The following is a 17,321-nucleotide window of genomic DNA, read 5'->3' as shown; positions in this document are numbered from 1 at the left end:
CGCAGCAGTCACCCGAGGTTACCCGTGATGCCACGCGATAGTCTGCCCGCTGAACTCGATCCTCCCCGCCTCGCCGCCATCCTCTACGGGCCGGGCGACGATGCCGATGTTCTGCTGGACGATTTCGCCCAGGGTCTCCTGCAGCGCGGCGTGCGGGTCGGCGGCATCGTCCAGCGCAATACGCGAAACGAGGTCGGCCGGAAGAGCGGGATGGACGTGATCGACCTGGGCAATGGCGACACGATCTCGATCTGCCAGGATCTCGGCAGCGGATCGACGGCCTGCAAGCTGGACGCCGCAGGGCTTGCCGAAGCCGGCATGGCCGTTCACCGTGCCATCGCCGCGCATGCCGACCTCATCGTGATCAACAAATTCTCCAAGCAGGAGGCGTCCGGAAGCGGTCTGCGCGGCGAGCTCGCCGAGGCGATCACCTCCGGCATTCCGGTTCTGACCGCCGTGCCGCAGAAATGCATCGAGGATTGGCGGAGCTTTGCCGGCGGGTTCGGCACGCTGCTGCCGCCATCCCGATCCGCGATGGATGAATGGTGGCTCATGCTGAGCTCGAAGGCGGGCAGCGTTGGCTGAACGCCGTCACGGCCACCCCACGCATCTCCGCCAGCCTCATCCTATTTGCCGATCATCACGTCCGATGACTTGATCACAGCCGACACGCTGTCACCGACGGCAAGCCCGAGTTCCTCCACCGCCTCATTGGTGATGGCGGAGAAGACCGTCAATCCGGGGGCCAGCTCGACCTTGACATGGGCCGTCGTGGCTCCCTTGGCGACAGAGATGACTTTCCCCGGCAAGACGTTTCGTGCGCTCAGCTTCACGTGCTGCTCTCCTCATCGTCGGCAGCACCTTTGCTGCAGCCGAATGTCAGCACAGAGACGGCCCGGACTCAATGACCTATATCAACTTCGATACAGCATTCATCGAGTGCGCATTGCGGAGAGCATCTGCCCGGTCCGGCCCGCTCTCAGCCGAACTTGAACAGCACGCCATAGCCGCCGCGCGGATAGCTCCATTCGATATCGCCGCTGGCCTCGCCGATCACGCGGCAGGTGCCGCATTCGATGCAGCCATCGACCGTGATCTCGACCTGACCCGAATCGTTCAGCTCATAGCAGCGCGCCGGACAGGCCTTGAGCAGCGCCTTCAGCTGCGGGCTCGGCGTGGTATGCGGACGGACCTTGATATGGGCCCGGCCGGGATCGACCTGATAGCGATTATAGAACAGCTTGTCTTCGACCCTGACAGCGACATCCGTGCTCATCTCTGATCTCCCTTGGCCCAGTCGTTTCGTTCACTTCAGTTATCAGCGCCACGCCCGCGCGAAGCGGAACGCGTCTCCGAACAGGCCCGTCCAGGACCTCGCGCTCACGAACGAACGCAGGGTGCTGCTCTCCTTCTCCTTCTTCGGCGTGCCGTCGACACGCACGAAGTTCTGCATCGCCTTCGAGACCAGCTGCGGATAGGTCAGGAAGAAGTTCTGCGACTGGTTGTGCAGCAGCGCTGGCATGTCCTTATACTTCTTCAGATCCTTGATGACGAAGGACTCCTCGAGCATCTTCTTGTAGAGCGCGAGGTTTTGCTTAGTCATCGGATCGCGGCGCGACTTCACCTGGAAGATCGCCTCGGCCGCGATGCGGCCCGAGGTCATTGCGAGGTTCGAGCCCTCGCGGTGGATGGCGTTGTTGAGCTGGGCGGCATCGCCGACCACGACCCAGCCATCGCCGCACAGCTCCGGGATGGCGTTGTAGCCTCCCTCGGGGATCAGATGCGCCGAATACTCCTTGACCTCGGAGCCCTCGATCAGCGGCGCCACCGACGGGTGCTTCTTGAAGTTCTCGAGCAGTCCGTAGGGCGTCTCGCCGGTCTTCTGGAAGTCGGAGACGAGACAGCCGATGCCGAGCGAGATGCACTCCTTATTGGAGTAGATGAAGCCCATGCCGGTCATGCCGCGGGAGATCGTGCCCGCCGCTTCGATGACAGCGCCTTCGTCACCCTTGAGGTTGAAGCGCGCCTCGATCGTCTCGCGCGGCAGGAAGTGCATCTCCTTGACCGCCAGCGCAACATTCTCCGGCTTCGGCCGCTCCCGCAGCCCCGCGCGGGTGCCGAGCAGGCCGTTGACGCCCTCGGCCAGCACGACGACATCGGCGTGGATCTCGCCGTCGCGCCGGTCGGTCTTGACGCCGATAACCTTGCCATAGGCGTCCTGCGCCAGCTCGGTCACCGTGGTCTCGCAGAGTACGATCGCGCCCGCTTCCTTGACCTTCGACGAGAACCATTTGTCGAACTGCGCCCGGATGATGGTGTAGCGGTTCGGCTTCTCCTCGTTGAAGTCGTCCGACTTGTAATGCAGGCCGACATGCGACTTGTCGTCGAGCATCCAGAACCGCTGCTCGACCAGATGCCGCTCCAAGGGCGCCTCCTCGCGGAAGTCCGGGATCAGCTTCTCCAGCATGTCGGCGTAGAGGATCGCGCCCTGCACGTTCTTCGAGCCGGAATATTCGCCGCGCTCCAGCTGCAGCACTTTCATGCCGCGCTGGGCCATGGTCAGCGCAGCCGCATTGCCGGCCATGCCGGCGCCCACGACGATCGCGTCGAAACGTTCCTCGATCATTGCCCTGCTCCCTCTCTGCCTAGCTTGCGATGCGGTCGCGCGAATGCGGCGACAGTCGTGCGCGGAATGCCTCGGTGAGCGCCGGCAGCAGCCGGATCGCGTCGGTGACGATGCCGATATGCGCGAAGTCGAAGATCGGCGCGTTCTTGTCGGTGTTGATGGCGACGATCAGGTCGGCCCCCTCTACACCCACGCGATGCTGGATCGCCCCGGAAATGCCGGCGGCGATGTAGAGCTTGGGTCGGATGGTCTTTCCGGTCTGGCCGATCTGGCGATCCGACGTGACCCAGCCCTTCTGCACCAAAGGCCGCGAACAGCCGAACTCGGCGCCAAGCACGGAAGCAAGGCCCTTGACGAGCTGGAAGTTCTCCGGCGAACCAAGCCCGAGGCCGCCAGCGACGACGATGTCGGCATAAGCGAGATTGGACTTGGCGGAGTCGCGGTCCGGAATGAAGGACAGCACCTTGGTGACGATATCCTCCTCGACCAAACCGAGCTTGTGCTCGATGATGCGGCTGGCCGGCTTCTCGATACGCTCCGGCATCGGCATCACGCGCGGGCGCACGGTCGCCATCTGCGGCCGGTAGTTCAGCGTATAGATCGTGCAGAGCAGCGACCCGCCGAAGGTCGGCCGCGTCGCCGCCAGCGAACCGTCGGCGTCAACGTCCAGCTCGGTGCAGTCGGCGGTCAGACCCGTGAGCAGCGTGGTCGCCACCGAGCCTGCGAGGTCGCGGCCGAGCGTGGTGGCGCCGAGCAGCAGGATCTCCGGCTTGAAGGTGTTGACAGTGTCCGTCAGCGCCTTGGTGTAGGCCTCGTTGCGATAATCGGTGAGGACGTCGTCGGCAACGATATAAGCGAGATCAGCGCCGTAGCAGAACGACTCGGCCGCGGCGTGCTGCACGGCTTCGCCCGGCGGCCCGATCACGACGGCTGCAAGGTCAACCTTCAGCTTGTCCGCGAGCTTGCGGCCGGCGCCCATCAGTTCCCAGGACACGGGGTGAACCTGTCCGCGCTCCTGCTCGATGAATACCCAGACGTGCTTGTAGGCTTTGAAATGCTCCGGCAGCTCCTTCTTGGTCGCGGCGCGACCGGCTGCGGCAGGCGGTGCTTTGGTGGGTTCGCTCATGGTCGTCGTCCCGTTGAAGCTCGATGTCGGAAACCGAAGTCAGATGGCGAAGTCAGAAGCCGTGCGCCGACGAAATCAGCTCGGCCTCAAGCTTCGGCTGGCGCTTGAACAGCTCTTCGATCAGCGCCTCCGCCGGCGGTCGATTGGCGAAATCGACGATGGTCGCCTTCTCGGCCCGTGCCGACGGCGCGAACACGCGCTTCACGATGGTCGGCGAGCCCTTCAGGCCGCACTTCGAAATGTCCTCGACCCCCGCGTCCTTGGCGCTCCAGGTCACGATCTGCGCGCGCGCGGCGCGCAACGCATCGGCCATGGCGCCGCGGCGGATCTCATTGGTCGCCTCAAGCATCGTCACCAGGCATGGCAACTTGGTCTTGAGCACCTGGACGCCGCCTTCCGAACGACGCTCGGCCTCGATGGTCCGCGCGACCGGGTCGACCTCGTTGATCTTCGCCACATAGGTCAGCTGCAGCAGGCCGAGCCGCTTGGCAATGCCTGGACCGACCTGGGCGGTGTCGCCGTCGATGGTCTGCTTGCCGGTGAAAACGATGTCCGGCGCGCCGAAGGTCTCGCTGATCTTGCGAATGGCGGTCGCCAGCGCGTAGGTCGTCGCCAGCGTGTCGGCACCCGCGAAGAAGCGATCGGTGAGCAGCACCGCGCGATCGGCCCCGTAGGTCAGCGCCCGCCGTAGCGAGTCCTCGGCCGATGGCGGTCCCATGGTCAGCACCGTCACTTCGCCGCCGAACTTGTCACGCAGCTGCAGCGCCGCTTCGAGCGCAAACAGGTCGTAGGGATTGATGATGGTCGGCACACCCTGGCGCATGATGGTGTTCGTCACGGGATGAACACGGATCTGCGCGGAGTCCGGGACCTGCTTGATGCAGACGACGATATGCATGCGATCACTCCGGTATGTGGGCCTGCGATAAGGACAGCAATTGTCGTACCAGTTTTCGCCACAGCGAATATCGAGCCAGATTCAACACCTTGGCGCACAGGCCTGAGGTGTTGCTCAGAATTGGCGCTAAGGTCCGACACGTCGCAAGCAACACGCGTCGGGAATGCGACAGGAGCTGAACAGCATGTCGATTGCCGTCAAAGCAGAGGCGCCGCCAGTTGGACTGGCGGCGCCTCTGGATGCCATGATGAGTTCGTCTGTTACTTGAGCGTGGTCAGCGACACGAAAGGCTTGGGCGCCGGCTTCGGCGGCGCGACAGCTTCCTTGAGCACCTTGAAGACACGCTGATCGAGTGGCGACGAGACGACGAAGTCCTGATAGGCCTGCTCCAGGAACGATTTGCAGCGCGAGGCAATCTCCTCGTTGGAGACGTCCGAGAAGTCCTCACTGACGAGATACTGGCCCATCCGCCTGAGAATGTGCAGCCGGCAGACGTTCAGCACCTTGGGATCATAGTCGACGTTCAGCAGCTTGAAGAACTCTTCCGCTGCCGAGGTCTTCTTCAGCTCGTCGAGAACGTTCGGTGTTGCCGCGGTCATCGTTTTGCTCCTTGGGTCAGAATCGGGTCAACCTCGCATCCATTGATCGGCGCCGGCGGCGGCGGCCCCTGGCGCACCTTTTGCCGGACATGCGCGAGCTGCGCCTCGAGGAATTCGATCCGGTCCAGCATCACCGACAGCGCCTCGCCGACCGGATCGGGCATCAGATGGTGATCGAGATCGATGCGGCCGACGGTGCGGCGGTGGGTGAACTCGGGACGCACCACCTTGGCCGGGATGCCGACCACGGTGACATCCGGCGGCGTGCTCTGGATGACGACGGAATTGGCGCCGACGCGGGTGCGCGGTCCGATCGTGATCGGTCCGAGGATCTTGGCGCCGGCCCCGACGACGACGCCGTTCTCCAATGTCGGATGCCGCTTGCCCGGCGACCACGAGGTGCCGCCCAATGTCACCCCATGATAGAGCGTGACGTCGTCGCCGACCTCCGCCGTCTCGCCGATCACGACGCAGGCGCCGTGGTCGATGAAGAAGCGGCGGCCGATCTCTGCGCCCGGGTGAATGTCGACATTGGAGAGGAAGCGTCCGAGCCAGGACAACAGACGCGCCGGGAAGCGCCAGCCATGGATCCACAGCCGGTGCGCGAGACGATGCCAGATCAGCGCGTGGATGCCGGGATAGGTCAGCAAGGTCTCGATCTCGCTGCGCGCCGCGGGATCGCGCGAGCGGACGCAGCCGATGTCCTCACGGATCAATTGGAGCAGCGACGGCGGGCGCGTGTCGGCTGCGACGGGCTTGGCAATCGGCGTGTCGACGATATCGCTCATGATCAGGCAAAGCTCGCTAGCGGGTGATCGCAGACTTCGCGCCAGATGGCGGCCACGGCCTCCTTCGGCACCGGCCCCTTGTGGGCAACCGCATGCTTGCGCACGCGCGCCAGGATGCGCTGGGCCTGGTCGGCGCTCGCCGGCAGACGCAGATCCGACAGCAGCGAGGTGATCGCCGACAGGCCGGAATGCTTGCCGATCACGATTCGGTTCGAGCGGCCGAACAGCACCGGATCGAGCGCCTGGTAGGTCCGCTGATCCTTCAGGAGGCCATCGACATGGATGCCGGATTCGTGCGTAAAGACGTGCTCGCCGACGATCGCCTTGTTGAGCGGAATGGCGCGCGCCGCGGCGGCTGCGACGACATTGGCGACATGATCGAGCTCGGCCAGCACGATCCCCGTCTCGCGCCGGTAGAGCTGGCGCAGCGCGACGGCGACTTCCTCGAGCGGCGCGTTCCCGGCCCGCTCGCCGAGACCGATCACGGTGACCGATGCATGCGTCGCGCCGGCCTTGACCGCGGCCAGCGTGTTGGCGGTGGCAAGACCGAGATCGTCATGACCGTGAAACTCGATCTCCAGATCCGTAGTCGCGCGCAGGGCATTGACCAGTGCAAACGTCGCGTCGGGATCGAGCACGCTCAGCGTATCGGCGACACGGAAGCGCCGCGCGCCGAGCGATTTCGCCGCGGCGATGACCTCGGCCAGGAAGCCGATATCCGCGCGCGACGAGTCCTCGCCGCCGACCGCGACATCCAGTCCGCGGCTCCGGGCATAGCCGACCACGCGCTTGAGCAACTCCAGCGCAGCACTGCGGCCACCACCGAGCTTGGCTGCGATCTGCACGTCCGATGTCGGAATGGAGACATTCACCATCGAGACGCCGGCCGCGATCGCGGCATCGACATCCGCCTCGCGCATCCGGCACCAGCCGATGATCGTCGCGGGCAGCCCGGCCTCGACGATGGCGCGGATGGCGGCGATCTCGTCCGCCCCCATGGCCGGCGTCCCGGCCTCGATCTCCGGCACGCCCGCACGCGCCAGGGCGCGGGCGATGCCCAGCTTCTCTCCCAGAGCAAAGGCGACACCCGGCGCCTGCTCGCCGTCGCGCAGCGTGGTGTCGTTCAGGATCACCCGCGGCATCGGGCTGCAAGATGATCCGCCCCTGAGGGCAGAGCCGGCATCTTGGGCATTCCTGGGCCCGCGCGATCCGAAGACGTCAGGCATTCACTTGCTCCGTCGCAACCTGTGACGGCCGCCAAAAGCGTGACGCTCGATCGCGGCCCACAGGCTCCTCAGCAACGGCCATGCCACCGCCAGACCTGGCCGTAATCAATTGAATATGAGGCATTTTTCGTTAACGACCCGGATTGTCGGATTTGCAACAGGGTCGGAAATCCAACGTCGGGATGGCGGGCGGTGCGCGCAGCATCGGAGCTGCCGCGTCCGACCGGTGCGTCAGGCGTGGCGCTTGCGGCGCAGATGGATGACGACGTCGATCCGCTCCATGGCGTAGCCCGGCAGCGGCTCGGGCAGCTGATCGAACACGACGTGCTCGGGCACGTCGACGAGCTCGCCCTCGTCCTCATAGAAGAAATGCGGATGCACGGTCGTGTTGGTATCGAAGAACGACTTCGATCCATCGACCCCGATCTGCCGCAACAATCCGAGCTCGACGAACTGATTGAGCGTGTTGTAGATGGTCGCCTGCGAGATCTTCATGCCGCTCGCCACCGCGGCGGCATAGAGCGCGTCCGCGGTGATGTGACGGTCACCGTTACCGAACAGGATGCGGCTCAATTGCTGGCGCTGGTGGGTTGGACGGAGCCCGGCCTCGCGCAGCGCGTCCGCGCAGCGGCGCATGAGCGTCTCGCCCGCCTCGCAGGTGTCAGCCGCGGGGCACAGGCCGCCGTCACCATTGCACGGGGATCCAAGCTGGGCATCCAACAACATCGTCGCAATCCTCGAACTCACATGGCCGCGCTTGCGGCCGCCTCCTGCAGCGCGACCTCGCGGCGCCGCTCCGCCATCCGGCTCTCGCCGCTCTCCTCGCCGAAGCAGAGCTGGAAATCGTTGCACTGGGTGCAGACCGGCGTCGTGCACATCACGAAGCCGTCGTCCTCGCACAGCATGCGGTAGAAGAAGCGCTTCCAGCGCATGTTTCGGGTGTTGCGGCTGGCCAGCGGCGCGAAATGACGCATCAACAGCCGCGACAGTTCGGAACGCTCACGCAGGCCGAGATCTTCCCACAGGTGGTTCGGCTCCATCGCGCGCCGCGCGACCATTGCCGCGAGCCAGCGGCTGATGTCGCCTGGGGTCGAACGCTGGGCGGCGAGCAGATCGCGCACCATCGTGATCTCGTCGTCGTCAGGCGCGGCGGCGGCGCCGTTGATCGGCAGCCAGGAGGAATCGATCGATGCCGCGGGAAACAGCTGCGCCAGCAGCGTGATCAGCTCGATCGTGGACAGCCCTGCCCGTTCCGCCAGCGTGCCGTGCTCCATCGCAGCGACGGCGAGGATGGACGCGATCACGTGACGGTCGAAGCCGGCATCGTCGTCGATGCGGGCGTCATCGGGATCGACACCTGTCAGCAAGTGGTAGATCTGGCGACCGTGATGCTGACCGCTGCATCCGAGGCCGCCATCATCCGGCGACGACGGCAGGGCAGAAACCGAGCGCGAGACGTCCACGATGGCGATGGTCATAACGTGATCCCCTGCGGCGTGCGACGGGACTTGCGAAGAGATACCGGCCTTCCGACGGGAGGAAGGCCGGTACCAAGACTGCTTAAGCCGTTGCGGCGAGTTCGGCGGCAGTCTTTCCGATCTGGCTCTCGTCCACCGCCTTCATGATGCCGTGCTCCATCAGCATGTCCTCGAGCTCGTCCATCGTGATCGGGGTCGGGATGATGCCCTTGCCGGCGTTGCCGTGGATCTTTGTCGCCAGGTTGCGGTAGTGGTTGGCCTGAACCGACTCCGGCGCATATTCCAGAACCGTCATGCGGCGCAGCTCGGCGTGCTGCACGATGTTGTCGCGCGGCACGAAGTAGATCAGCTGGGTTCCGAGCTTCTTGGCGAGCGCTTCAGCCAGCTCGAGCTCCTTGTCGGTCTGGCGCTCATTGCAGACCAGGCCGCCGAGGCGCACGCCGCCGGAATTGGCATATTTCAGAATGCCCTTGGAGATGTTGTTGGCGGCATACATCGCCATCATCTCGCCGGACATCACGATGTAGATCTCCTGCGCCTTGTTCTCGCGGATCGGCATCGCGAAGCCGCCGCAGACCACGTCGCCGAGCACGTCGTAGGACACGTAGTCGATGTCCTCATAGGCGCCGTTCTCTTCCAGGAAGTTGATCGAGGTGATGACGCCACGGCCAGCGCAGCCGACGCCCGGCTCCGGACCGCCGGACTCGACGCAACGGATGTCGCGATAGCCGACCTTCATGACCTCTTCGATCTCCAGGTCCTCGACGCTGCCCGCGGCAGCGGCCAGGCTGAGGATGGTGTCCTGCGCCTTGGCGTGCAGGATCAGGCGGGTCGAATCCGCCTTGGGGTCGCAGCCGACGATCAGGATCCGATGACCCATCTCGGCCAGCGCGGCCAGGGTGTTTTGCGACGTCGTCGATTTGCCGATGCCGCCTTTGCCGTAGAATGCGATTTGTCGCAGCGATGCCATTCTGCTCTCCATCAACCGATTGCCAATGTCGCGCCCGCTCATCCGCAGGGCGTGACCGCGTCCTCTCATGTGTCCGAACCGGCAGACGGGTTATCGGGAAGGAGAGCATCGCTCGTCCGAAGCGTCGGCGTGCACTCAGCCCTCAACCATTGCCTGACCAGAGTTTTGCAACGGCTGTGCCAGTGCCTGCCGCGAGCCAAAACAACCGTGTTTATAAGGAGATGAAGAGCAGTCCGCCGATCGATGCGAGTTGTTGCAAACCCGACATCGGAACGCTTCGCAAGATCCGGTTCAGCCTCGCGCTGTCCGAAACGACACATCGGCGGCGGCTTTGCAACGCGCCAGGGCCCGGAACGAGATTTGCTAGGTCCGCCATCGCAGCCTTGCGGCAGACGCGCTGAGATCGTTGAGGAGGATGCAATGCAGATCGGAGTTGAAACGGCAAAAGCAGTGGACCAGAGACGCGTGTTCGTGATCGATGACGATGAGATCACGCGCGCCGCCCTGCAGTTCATGCTGCACGACGAAATCGAGACCCATGAGCTGGCGACCCCCGAGGAAGCCTATGAGAAGGGAGTCGACTGGCTGACGCCGAACGTGGTGCTGCTCGGCGTCTCCTTCCTGAAGCAGCGGGGGCCCGAGCTGGTGCGCGAGATCGCCGCCAGGTTCAAGGGCGTGCGGATCCTGATCGTGACCGCCAAGGCCGACGAGGCGATCGCCATCGAGGGGCTGAAGGCCGGCGCGCATGGCGCGGTGGTCAAGCCGCTCACGATCGAGTCGGTGCGCAAGAAGGTCGACACCATTCTCGGCCGCGCCGGCGGCGCCCAGCTGGTGCAGATCGGCGGCCTCTGACATGACGACCGTGGTGTTCTACGAGAAGCCGGGCTGCGGCACCAATGCCCGGCAGAAGCTGATGCTGGCGCGCGCCGGTCACGAGGTCGTCGCGAGAAACCTCCTGACCGAACCTTGGACCGGCGAGCGGTTGCGCGCCTATTTCGCTCGCACGCCGGTCTGGTCGTGGTTCAACCCGGCCTCGCCGCGCGTCAAATCCGGCGAGATCGAGCCGGAGGGTATCGAGGCCGTCGCGGCGATCGATCTGATGCTGGAAGATCCGCTGCTGATCCGGCGTCCGCTGATCGAGGCCGACGGCCAATTCTGCGCCGGCTTCGACCGCGAGCCGGTGCTGTCGCTGCTGCAGCGGGACAAGGATCTGGACGATGTCCAGGGCTGTACGCGCCCCGACGCGGCGACACCCTGTCCGGAGCCGCGCTGAGCGGCTCCGGCTGAGACTTCAGCGCTTCAAGACCATCACCAGACGGTCGACGCGCTTGCCCTGCTTGAAGTGGGACTCGACGATCTCGTCGATATCCTCCGGCTTGGTCGGCCGATACCAGATGCCGTCGGGATAGACCACCATCATCGGGCCGGCGCTGCAGAAGCCGAAGCAGCCGGCGGCGGTGACACCGATATCCGTCAGCCGCTGCGCCTCGATGGTCTTGGTGAGCCGGTCCCACAATGGCGGCACGCCGAGCGCGCCGCAGCTGCCGCGCGGATGTCCCGGCGGACGCTGGGTGAGGCAGACGAAGGCGTGATATTTGTAGAGCTGCGGAATTTCGAAAGCGTCATCCGCCTCGGCAACATCGGTCTCGCTCATGATGCGGCGGCCTTGATGCCCTTGTCCGCCAGCAGGGTCGCGAGCTCGCCGGCCTGGAACATTTCGCGCACGATGTCGCAGCCGCCGACGAATTCGCCCTTCACGTAAAGCTGCGGAATGGTCGGCCAGTTGGAGAATTCCTTGATGCCCTCGCGGATGAAGGGATCGGCCAGCACGTTGACGCTTTCGTAAGCGACGTCGAGCTTGGCCAGGATCTGCGCCACCGCGGCGGAGAAGCCACATTGCGGCGCCGCCGGCACGCCCTTCATGAAGAGAACGATATCATTGCTGTCTATCAGCTTCTGAATGCGTTCGGATGTCGACATTGACTTGATCCTTTCTCGTGGATGCGACCGATCAGCTCGGTGAGCCCGCTCATTTCGGCAATGATGTCTCGAGCGCCAGCGCGTGCAGAACGCCGCCCATCTGGCCCTTGAGGGCCGAATAGACCATCTGATGCTGCTGCACCCGGCTCTTCCCGGCGAAAGCTTGTGAGATGACGCGCGCCGAATAATGGTCGCCGTCCCCGGCCAGATCCTCGATCACGACGACCGCATCCGGGAACGCCTCCTTGATCAGACGCTCGATATCAGTTGCTGCCATCGCCATCGCCGTCACTCCCGCTCGATTGATGGAGGCATCATGCAAGCTCTGAACCAGCGCTTTGTCCGGCCGCAATCTCCGGCTCGTCGTCGTTCGACGGCCCGTCGGCGCCAAACCACTGCTGCGACACGTCGCCTTTGCGACATCAATGACAATGCGAGGCAACGGCCGCGTTGAAAACGCAACATCGGTCGGCCCTCACGGCCCGCGTCACGCTCGGAGAAGCGCCAATAGCCCCGGCCGCCCAAACGGTCCGCGTCTTGCAATGATTTGATCGAGGTCAATGCAAATGCTCGAACTCGTCAGCGAACCCGAGACGATCAACTTCGGCGATCTTCCCGAGGAGATCGACGCGCTGTTGCAGCAGGGCGTGGCGGCGTACCGATGCGACCACGCGCGGGCGGACCGGCTGTTTCGCCAGGCGCTGGCCGCCGCTCCTCACGAGCTACCGACCTATTTCTGTCTCTATAAGATTCAGACCTATCAGGGCCATCTCGACGAGGCCAAGGCAGTGGCCGAGCTCGGCCTCGCAGAGGCCGCGCGCCAGGCCGGCTGGCCCGCGGATTGGCGATGCTGGGTGCCGTTCGATCCGCTGCCAGACGGTGCCGGCCGCTTCGCGCTCTACACGCTGAAGGCGCTGGCCTTCATTCATCTACGCAAGAACGATTCCGACAGCGCGGCCGAGATGCTCGCAGCGCTGCGCCGGCTCGATCCATCCGGCGCGGTCGGATGGCCTGTCGTCGCAGCGCTCGCCGACGGCCTCGGGTCGGAGTGAGGGCCAGCCCAATATGGACATCAATTTGAACCAGCATTCCCCGGTGCGAAACAGGACCATGAGAGGACCCCACGGATGATGAGCATGCACGCCGCGCCCCCTCCCTCCCCAGCTCCGACCGCCGTCGCAACGGGCTCCCAGGATGCCGCCGAGAGCGTCATCGCCGCCTTGCGGACCGTCTATGACCCGGAGATTCCGGTCAATGTCTACGACCTCGGGCTGGTCTATCGGATCGCGCATGAGGGTGGCGGCGCGGTCGAGATCGACATGACGTTGACGGCGCCTGGCTGCCCGGTCGCGAGCGAGATCGTCCGCATGGTGGAAGACGCCGTGCAGGCTGTCGACGGTGTCGCGTCGGTGAAGGTCACGCTGGTGTTCGAGCCGCCCTGGGACAAGTCGCGGATGTCGGAAGAGACCGCCTTGGAGCTGGGTTTGCTGTAACGCGCCGGGCGCGCAGTCAGAAGCAGGAGCATCTTATGCCCACAGAGAGCACCATCAAGCTCACCGCCGGCGACGGCCATACGTTTCAGGCGTTTCGCGCCGACCCGGCCGAGACTCCGAAAGGCGCGATCGTCGTGCTGTCCGACAACAATGAAGGGCCGGGCCGGCTCCGCAAGGTCGCCGATGCCTTCACGGCCAGCGGATATGTCGTGATCACGCCGGAACTGTCACCGGCCATGGCCGAGCCTGTTCCCGACAGCGAATCCTCGGCGGCCGTGCCGGATCCGGCTGCGCGGCTGCTCGCCGAGATCCAGTCGACGGTGGACAGCGTCAAGGACTGCGGCAAGGTTGCCGTCATCGGCTACGGCGCCGGCGGCGGGCTTGCCTATGACGCCGCGAACCGCGTGTCCGGGCTAGCCTGCGCCGTCAGCTACTACGCGACCGGCGTGGTCGAGGCAGCCTGGGCCAAACGCAAGGTGCCGACGCTGCTGCACTTCGGCGAAGCCGATGCGGTCGTGCCGTTCCCCGCGGTCAGCATGTTCCGCGCCCATCATCCCGAGGTCAGCGCTTTCTCCTATCCCAATGCCGCGCACGACTTCGATGGCGACGGCGACGCTTACGACGAAGCCGCGGCGACACTTGCCCAGCATCGAACGCTCGCCTGGATCTCGCAATATGTCATCGGCCAGCCGCCGATCGCGCTGAAGAACGCTGGCGCCTATGCGCTCGCCAAGGTCGACAAGAAAAAGAAGAAGAAGGCCGACGACGACATGGGACCACCGATGGAGTGAGAGCGCCGCAGATGCTGCCAACCACCATTCTGATCGACGAGCAGCCACGCTGCGTGGTGCGGCCCAACGACACCAAGGACCTCAACCGCTTCATTCGCAACGGCAGGATTTATCTACTGGCCGAACGGCCGGACGGCAAGATCACCCATCGCAACGCCAGCGACGCCGAGAGAATACAATGGCAGAACGCGTTGGCCCTGCACCGCGCCTGGGGCGGCGACGACGAGACCTTCTTCGGCGTGCCGTTGTATTAGTGTTCGAGTTGGTTGACGCGTCGGTTGGGCGTTGATGCGTAGGTGGGCAAAGGCGCCACCGACGGTCTTGAGCTGCACCGCCGGAAGCTCGCCGTGCCCATCACTCCGATCCACGTTGCAGGCGAGACCGCCAGTGGGCACGCTTCGCTTTACCCACCCTCCACGACACCCCCTCCGTCATTGCGAGCGCAGCGAAGCAATCCAGGGCGACGCGGCGACTCTGGATTGCTTCGTCGCCTTCGGCTCCTCGCAATGACGCTGCGGCTGGCTCACGGCCGCGCCGCGCGGGCGTCGTGCGGATTGCCGGCCTGGTTGCGCATCCAGTCGGCGAGCTTGGTCATGGCGGCGTCGACATCCTGTCGCGCCTGGACATCCGCGACGGTTTCCTCCAGCGCGCCGCGCATGCACAGCAGCCAGGCGTCGCGTTCGGCATTGCCGATGGGAAAGCCCAGGTGGCGCTGTCGCAGCCGCGGATGGCCCTTCTCCGGCGAATAGAGTTTTGGGCCGCCGAGCCATTCCGAGAGATAGCGCTTCAGGATCACCTTGATCGGCCCCAGATGGGTGCCGTGCATGTCGCGGATGTGCTTGGCCGCCGGCAGCGTATCCATCCGTTGGTAGAACGACTCGACCAGGCGATCGACCACCACGGCGCCGCCGATCCGCTCATAGGGCGTGACGACCGGCCCTGCGGCCGAAGCTCCGGTCTCTGAAGTCCCAGCCTCTGAAGTCCCAGCGTCCGCCATGCGGCAATTCCCGTCTCTATTCGTCCAAGCTTCTATTCGTCCAAGCTCGGCTGCAGGATGACCTCCGCCGGTGCACCCGGCCCCTGCTCGTCCACGAGCTCCAGCGCATCCACCCGCGACAATCCGGCGCCGCTGTCCATCAGCACGATAGCGTCCCTGGGCATACTGGCAAGAGCCTCGATCAGCTTGGCGACGGTCACGGTTCCTCCTTCACGCAGCATCCTGCCCGGCGACGGGTGCGCCGGCCTCATCGAAATTCAGGGTCACCGGATCTTCATCCTGCATGACGATTTCGGCACGGCTCAACACGCCGTTGGCGTGATAGCTGTAGCGATGCGTCAGCTCGATCTCGCCATAGACCACCTTCTCAAATCCGGTCAGCGCGCCCGCGGCATCGAAATAGCCCCGGATGAAGGTATTGCGGTTGGACAGCTGCTCCGGTGCGATCGCGGTCACCAGCCGCAGCGGCAGCTTGACGCCCGTATACGAGACGAAGAACCTGCAGTCCTGTCCTGTATCCGACATCGCGCTGCCGCCTGAGGCCTGATGCACCGATTCTACCGTCACGCGACGGCCGCGGCCTTCAAGGCTTCGACCTGGTCGCGTGCGACCTTGAACATGCCGCGGCCACCGGCGAAGGTTTGATAAGCCTTCATGCCGATCGCCTCGCTCAATTTGTTGAACCATTGCTGCGGCGTCAGCGCGGCCGGCCGCTCGCTGATCTCGGCAACGGTCCCGTCCGGCGCAAAGCGAACATGAAGCGTGATATTCTCCATCGGTCTCTCCTGTTACAGACCCGAGCCGAAGCCCAGAAGCTCAATCTTGACGTTCTCGGTGCCAAGGATGGTCGCCTGACACGCCAAGCGGGATTTCGAGCCGACGCCGACGATGGTGTCGAGCTTCTCGTTCTCCAGCTTGGTGACCTTCGACACGCCCTTGCGTCCTTCCTGCAGGAAGATGTGGCAGGAGCCGCACTTGGCCTGGCCCTCGCATTTGTGCGGGATCTCGACCTCAGCGCCGAGCAGCGCCGCCAGAATGGTGGTGCCCTCGCCCACCTCGATCGTCTTGCCCGAAGGCATTACCGTCAATGTCGCCACTTGGATTCTCCTTTTGCAGTTTGAGATCAGAACTCGTCAGTAGATCGCCGCGCCCGCTCCGACATTGACCGAGGCGTCCTTCATGGTCGCGACGATGAAGGCGATCTGGTCCGTGGTCAGATGGACGTGGAACGGCAGGGCGACCACGCGATCGGCGACCTTCTCGGTGACGAGATAGTCGCCGCGGCGGTAACCCATGTCGAAATAGTGCCGCTGCAAATGCAGCGGATTCGAATAGGCGACCGCCTCGACCTGCTCGACCCTGAGATCCTCGACGATGGAATCGCGGCTCGACTTCGAGAACCGCGTGCCGAGATGAACCTGGTACAGGAACCAGTTCACCTCGGTGACGTCAGGGCCGACATAGGGATCCTTGATGCCCTCGAACGATTGAACCTGGCTGTAATAGATCTGCTCGACCAACCGGCGGCGCTCCAGGATCTCGTCGATCCGCTTGAGCTGCGCCAACCCGAGCGCCGCCGTGACGTCGCTGATGATCGCGTTATGCGACGGGGTGCTGCTGACGACCACCGACGCGCGCTCATCGAGCCGATGCAGACGGTGACGGCGCACCGCGACCGCGATGTCGACATCGTCGGTGACGATCATGCCGCCCTCGCCGCAGGTCAGCGCGAATGGCTGCGAGAAGTCGAACACCGAGGTGGCCCCGAAGGTGCCGACCAGCGCGCCCTGATATTTCGAGCCGATCGCCTCGGTCGAATCCTCGATGACAGGCAGATTGTGAGCCTTTGCGATCGCCTGCAGCTCCGACCATTTGGCCGGGTGGCCGTTGGTGTTGCCGGCCAGGATCGCCTTCGTCTTCCCGGTGATGCGCGCCGCAACTTTGCTTGGCGCCAGCGTTCCCGAATAGTAGTCGATATCGGCAAACACCGGCTTGGCGCCGACGATGCTGATCGCATGCGCGATCTCGCGGAACGAATAGGACGATGCGATCACCTCGTCCCCGGGCCCGATCCCCAGCGCCTTCAGAACGAGCAGCAGGCCCAGGGTCCCGCTCGGAACGGCGATGGCATATTTGCGCCCGAGATAGGCGGCGAACGCCGCCTCGAACTCCTCGACCAGCGGACCGCAGGACAGCCGCGGCGAGCGCAAGGCCGCGTCGACGGCGGCGATCTCCGCGGTCGTGATGTCGGGATCGGACAGCGGAATGAAACCGGAGTCGACCGGGGTGAGATCGGCTTCGTCCTGCTCCTGTCGATCGGCGTCGTGCACCAGATAAGGCTTGGTCATG

The 17,321-nt window shown here is 64.5% G+C and carries 27 protein-coding genes; 7 read left to right on the top strand and 20 right to left on the bottom strand.

The features are described from left to right. The first annotated feature begins 27 nt into the window (after nucleotides 1-27). On the top strand, nucleotides 28-585 hold the full coding sequence (locus ACVIJ6_RS21580; RefSeq protein WP_456774335.1) for a DUF2478 domain-containing protein: 558 nt from the start codon (nucleotides 28-30) through the stop codon (nucleotides 583-585). 41 nt (nucleotides 586-626) lie between these two features. Here ACVIJ6_RS21580 and ACVIJ6_RS21575 read toward each other — a convergent pair whose 3' ends face one another. The 11 genes from ACVIJ6_RS21575 to nifH all read right to left on the bottom strand — a co-directional run bounded on the left by ACVIJ6_RS21575 (nucleotide 627) and on the right by nifH (nucleotide 9,711). After that, the gene (locus ACVIJ6_RS21575; RefSeq protein WP_012045770.1) at nucleotides 627-833 is read right to left on the bottom strand and encodes a TOBE domain-containing protein; all 207 of its coding nucleotides are present in this window, start codon (nucleotides 831-833) and stop codon (nucleotides 627-629) included. A 146-nt stretch (nucleotides 834-979) separates the two neighbouring features. Next, complete coding sequence (locus tag ACVIJ6_RS21570) at nucleotides 980-1,276, bottom strand: ferredoxin family protein (protein ID WP_006609708.1); 297 nt, start codon at nucleotides 1,274-1,276, stop codon at nucleotides 980-982. Nucleotides 1,277-1,318: 42 nt separating this feature from the next. After that, on the bottom strand, nucleotides 1,319-2,626 hold the full coding sequence (locus tag ACVIJ6_RS21565; RefSeq protein ID WP_456774334.1) for an FAD-binding protein: 1,308 nt from the start codon (nucleotides 2,624-2,626) through the stop codon (nucleotides 1,319-1,321). A 19-nt stretch (nucleotides 2,627-2,645) separates the two neighbouring features. Beyond that, the gene (locus ACVIJ6_RS21560) at nucleotides 2,646-3,752 is read right to left on the bottom strand and encodes an electron transfer flavoprotein subunit alpha/FixB family protein (protein ID WP_456774333.1); all 1,107 of its coding nucleotides are present in this window, start codon (nucleotides 3,750-3,752) and stop codon (nucleotides 2,646-2,648) included. 52 nt (nucleotides 3,753-3,804) lie between these two features. Continuing rightward, nucleotides 3,805-4,650 carry an electron transfer flavoprotein subunit beta/FixA family protein gene (locus tag ACVIJ6_RS21555; protein ID WP_012045773.1) on the bottom strand — a complete coding sequence of 282 codons (846 nt, stop codon included), beginning with the start codon at nucleotides 4,648-4,650 and terminating at the stop codon, nucleotides 3,805-3,807. A gap of 260 nt (nucleotides 4,651-4,910) precedes the next feature. Continuing rightward, a complete protein-coding gene (gene nifW, locus ACVIJ6_RS21550) occupies nucleotides 4,911-5,249 on the bottom strand; it encodes a nitrogenase stabilizing/protective protein NifW (RefSeq protein ID WP_456774332.1) in 339 nt (112 codons plus the stop codon). Continuing rightward, nucleotides 5,246-6,037: a serine O-acetyltransferase gene (gene cysE / locus ACVIJ6_RS21545; RefSeq protein WP_456774331.1), complete on the bottom strand. Its 792-nt coding sequence runs from the start codon at nucleotides 6,035-6,037 to the stop codon at nucleotides 5,246-5,248. The genes nifW and cysE overlap by 4 nt, the downstream gene beginning before the upstream one ends. A 2-nt stretch (nucleotides 6,038-6,039) precedes the next feature. Continuing rightward, the gene (gene nifV / locus ACVIJ6_RS21540; RefSeq protein WP_456774330.1) at nucleotides 6,040-7,179 is read right to left on the bottom strand and encodes a homocitrate synthase; all 1,140 of its coding nucleotides are present in this window, start codon (nucleotides 7,177-7,179) and stop codon (nucleotides 6,040-6,042) included. Nucleotides 7,180-7,494: 315 nt separating this feature from the next. Then, nucleotides 7,495-7,989, bottom strand: coding sequence for a Fur family transcriptional regulator Irr (gene irr / locus ACVIJ6_RS21535; RefSeq protein WP_456774329.1), 495 nt, complete (start codon nucleotides 7,987-7,989; stop codon nucleotides 7,495-7,497). Between the two features lie 17 nt (nucleotides 7,990-8,006). Next, nucleotides 8,007-8,741, bottom strand: coding sequence for a nitrogen fixation protein NifQ (locus ACVIJ6_RS21530; RefSeq protein WP_456774328.1), 735 nt, complete (start codon nucleotides 8,739-8,741; stop codon nucleotides 8,007-8,009). Nucleotides 8,742-8,823: 82 nt separating this feature from the next. After that, nucleotides 8,824-9,711 carry a nitrogenase iron protein gene (gene nifH, locus ACVIJ6_RS21525; protein WP_012045780.1) on the bottom strand — a complete coding sequence of 296 codons (888 nt, stop codon included), beginning with the start codon at nucleotides 9,709-9,711 and terminating at the stop codon, nucleotides 8,824-8,826. 420 nt (nucleotides 9,712-10,131) lie between these two features. Between nifH and ACVIJ6_RS21520 the strand changes: the two genes are divergently transcribed. Together ACVIJ6_RS21520 and ACVIJ6_RS21515 are read left to right on the top strand one after the other, a co-directional pair. Continuing rightward, a complete protein-coding gene (locus tag ACVIJ6_RS21520; RefSeq protein WP_456774327.1) occupies nucleotides 10,132-10,563 on the top strand; it encodes a response regulator transcription factor in 432 nt (143 codons plus the stop codon). A gap of 1 nt (nucleotide 10,564) precedes the next feature. Continuing rightward, entirely contained in the window at nucleotides 10,565-10,984 is a 420-nt protein-coding gene (locus ACVIJ6_RS21515) for an ArsC/Spx/MgsR family protein (protein ID WP_456774326.1), read from the top strand. A gap of 18 nt (nucleotides 10,985-11,002) precedes the next feature. Here ACVIJ6_RS21515 and ACVIJ6_RS21510 read toward each other — a convergent pair whose 3' ends face one another. From ACVIJ6_RS21510 to ACVIJ6_RS21500, 3 genes are read right to left on the bottom strand one after another with little or no spacing between them, the layout of a single operon-like run. Beyond that, the gene (locus ACVIJ6_RS21510) at nucleotides 11,003-11,365 is read right to left on the bottom strand and encodes a (2Fe-2S) ferredoxin domain-containing protein (protein ID WP_456774325.1); all 363 of its coding nucleotides are present in this window, start codon (nucleotides 11,363-11,365) and stop codon (nucleotides 11,003-11,005) included. After that, a complete protein-coding gene (gene grxD, locus ACVIJ6_RS21505) occupies nucleotides 11,362-11,691 on the bottom strand; it encodes a Grx4 family monothiol glutaredoxin (protein WP_456774324.1) in 330 nt (109 codons plus the stop codon). Before grxD ends, ACVIJ6_RS21510 begins: the two co-directional genes overlap by 4 nt. A gap of 49 nt (nucleotides 11,692-11,740) precedes the next feature. Further along, on the bottom strand, nucleotides 11,741-11,974 hold the full coding sequence (locus ACVIJ6_RS21500) for a BolA/IbaG family iron-sulfur metabolism protein (RefSeq protein WP_456774323.1): 234 nt from the start codon (nucleotides 11,972-11,974) through the stop codon (nucleotides 11,741-11,743). Nucleotides 11,975-12,251: 277 nt separating this feature from the next. Here ACVIJ6_RS21500 and ACVIJ6_RS21495 point away from each other — a divergent pair, with 277 nt between their 5' ends. From ACVIJ6_RS21495 to ACVIJ6_RS21480, 4 genes are all read left to right on the top strand, one after another. Further along, nucleotides 12,252-12,743, top strand: coding sequence for a tetratricopeptide repeat protein (locus ACVIJ6_RS21495; RefSeq protein ID WP_456774322.1), 492 nt, complete (start codon nucleotides 12,252-12,254; stop codon nucleotides 12,741-12,743). Nucleotides 12,744-12,821: 78 nt separating this feature from the next. Continuing rightward, complete coding sequence (locus ACVIJ6_RS21490; RefSeq protein WP_456777046.1) at nucleotides 12,822-13,184, top strand: iron-sulfur cluster assembly protein; 363 nt, start codon at nucleotides 12,822-12,824, stop codon at nucleotides 13,182-13,184. Between the two features lie 35 nt (nucleotides 13,185-13,219). After that, entirely contained in the window at nucleotides 13,220-13,975 is a 756-nt protein-coding gene (locus tag ACVIJ6_RS21485; RefSeq protein ID WP_456774321.1) for a dienelactone hydrolase family protein, read from the top strand. Nucleotides 13,976-13,986: 11 nt separating this feature from the next. Beyond that, the gene (locus tag ACVIJ6_RS21480) at nucleotides 13,987-14,229 is read left to right on the top strand and encodes a hypothetical protein (RefSeq protein WP_456774320.1); all 243 of its coding nucleotides are present in this window, start codon (nucleotides 13,987-13,989) and stop codon (nucleotides 14,227-14,229) included. Between the two features lie 269 nt (nucleotides 14,230-14,498). Here the strand turns inward: ACVIJ6_RS21480 and ACVIJ6_RS21475 are convergent, their stop codons facing one another. Genes ACVIJ6_RS21475 through ACVIJ6_RS21450 form a run of 6 tightly spaced genes read right to left on the bottom strand, consistent with a single transcriptional unit; the run spans nucleotide 14,499 to nucleotide 17,320 of the window. Then, nucleotides 14,499-14,972 carry a group II truncated hemoglobin gene (locus tag ACVIJ6_RS21475; RefSeq protein ID WP_456774319.1) on the bottom strand — a complete coding sequence of 158 codons (474 nt, stop codon included), beginning with the start codon at nucleotides 14,970-14,972 and terminating at the stop codon, nucleotides 14,499-14,501. Nucleotides 14,973-15,004: 32 nt separating this feature from the next. Continuing rightward, a complete protein-coding gene (locus ACVIJ6_RS21470; protein WP_012045790.1) occupies nucleotides 15,005-15,172 on the bottom strand; it encodes a hypothetical protein in 168 nt (55 codons plus the stop codon). 10 nt (nucleotides 15,173-15,182) lie between these two features. Further along, nucleotides 15,183-15,497 (bottom strand): DUF6156 family protein, encoded by a 315-nt coding sequence (locus tag ACVIJ6_RS21465; RefSeq protein ID WP_456774318.1) that lies wholly within the window; start codon nucleotides 15,495-15,497, stop codon nucleotides 15,183-15,185. A 38-nt stretch (nucleotides 15,498-15,535) separates the two neighbouring features. Beyond that, a complete protein-coding gene (locus ACVIJ6_RS21460) occupies nucleotides 15,536-15,748 on the bottom strand; it encodes a hypothetical protein (RefSeq protein WP_012045792.1) in 213 nt (70 codons plus the stop codon). Between the two features lie 12 nt (nucleotides 15,749-15,760). Further along, nucleotides 15,761-16,069, bottom strand: coding sequence for a 2Fe-2S iron-sulfur cluster-binding protein (locus tag ACVIJ6_RS21455; protein WP_315752853.1), 309 nt, complete (start codon nucleotides 16,067-16,069; stop codon nucleotides 15,761-15,763). Between the two features lie 36 nt (nucleotides 16,070-16,105). After that, nucleotides 16,106-17,320 (bottom strand): DegT/DnrJ/EryC1/StrS family aminotransferase, encoded by a 1,215-nt coding sequence (locus ACVIJ6_RS21450; RefSeq protein WP_456774317.1) that lies wholly within the window; start codon nucleotides 17,318-17,320, stop codon nucleotides 16,106-16,108. Nucleotide 17,321: the final 1 nt, after the last annotated feature.

Source organism: Bradyrhizobium sp. USDA 4369, from assembly GCF_054056435.1.
Note: the sequence above shows the minus strand (reverse complement) of the source record. Positions and strands in the feature narration are given on the sequence as shown.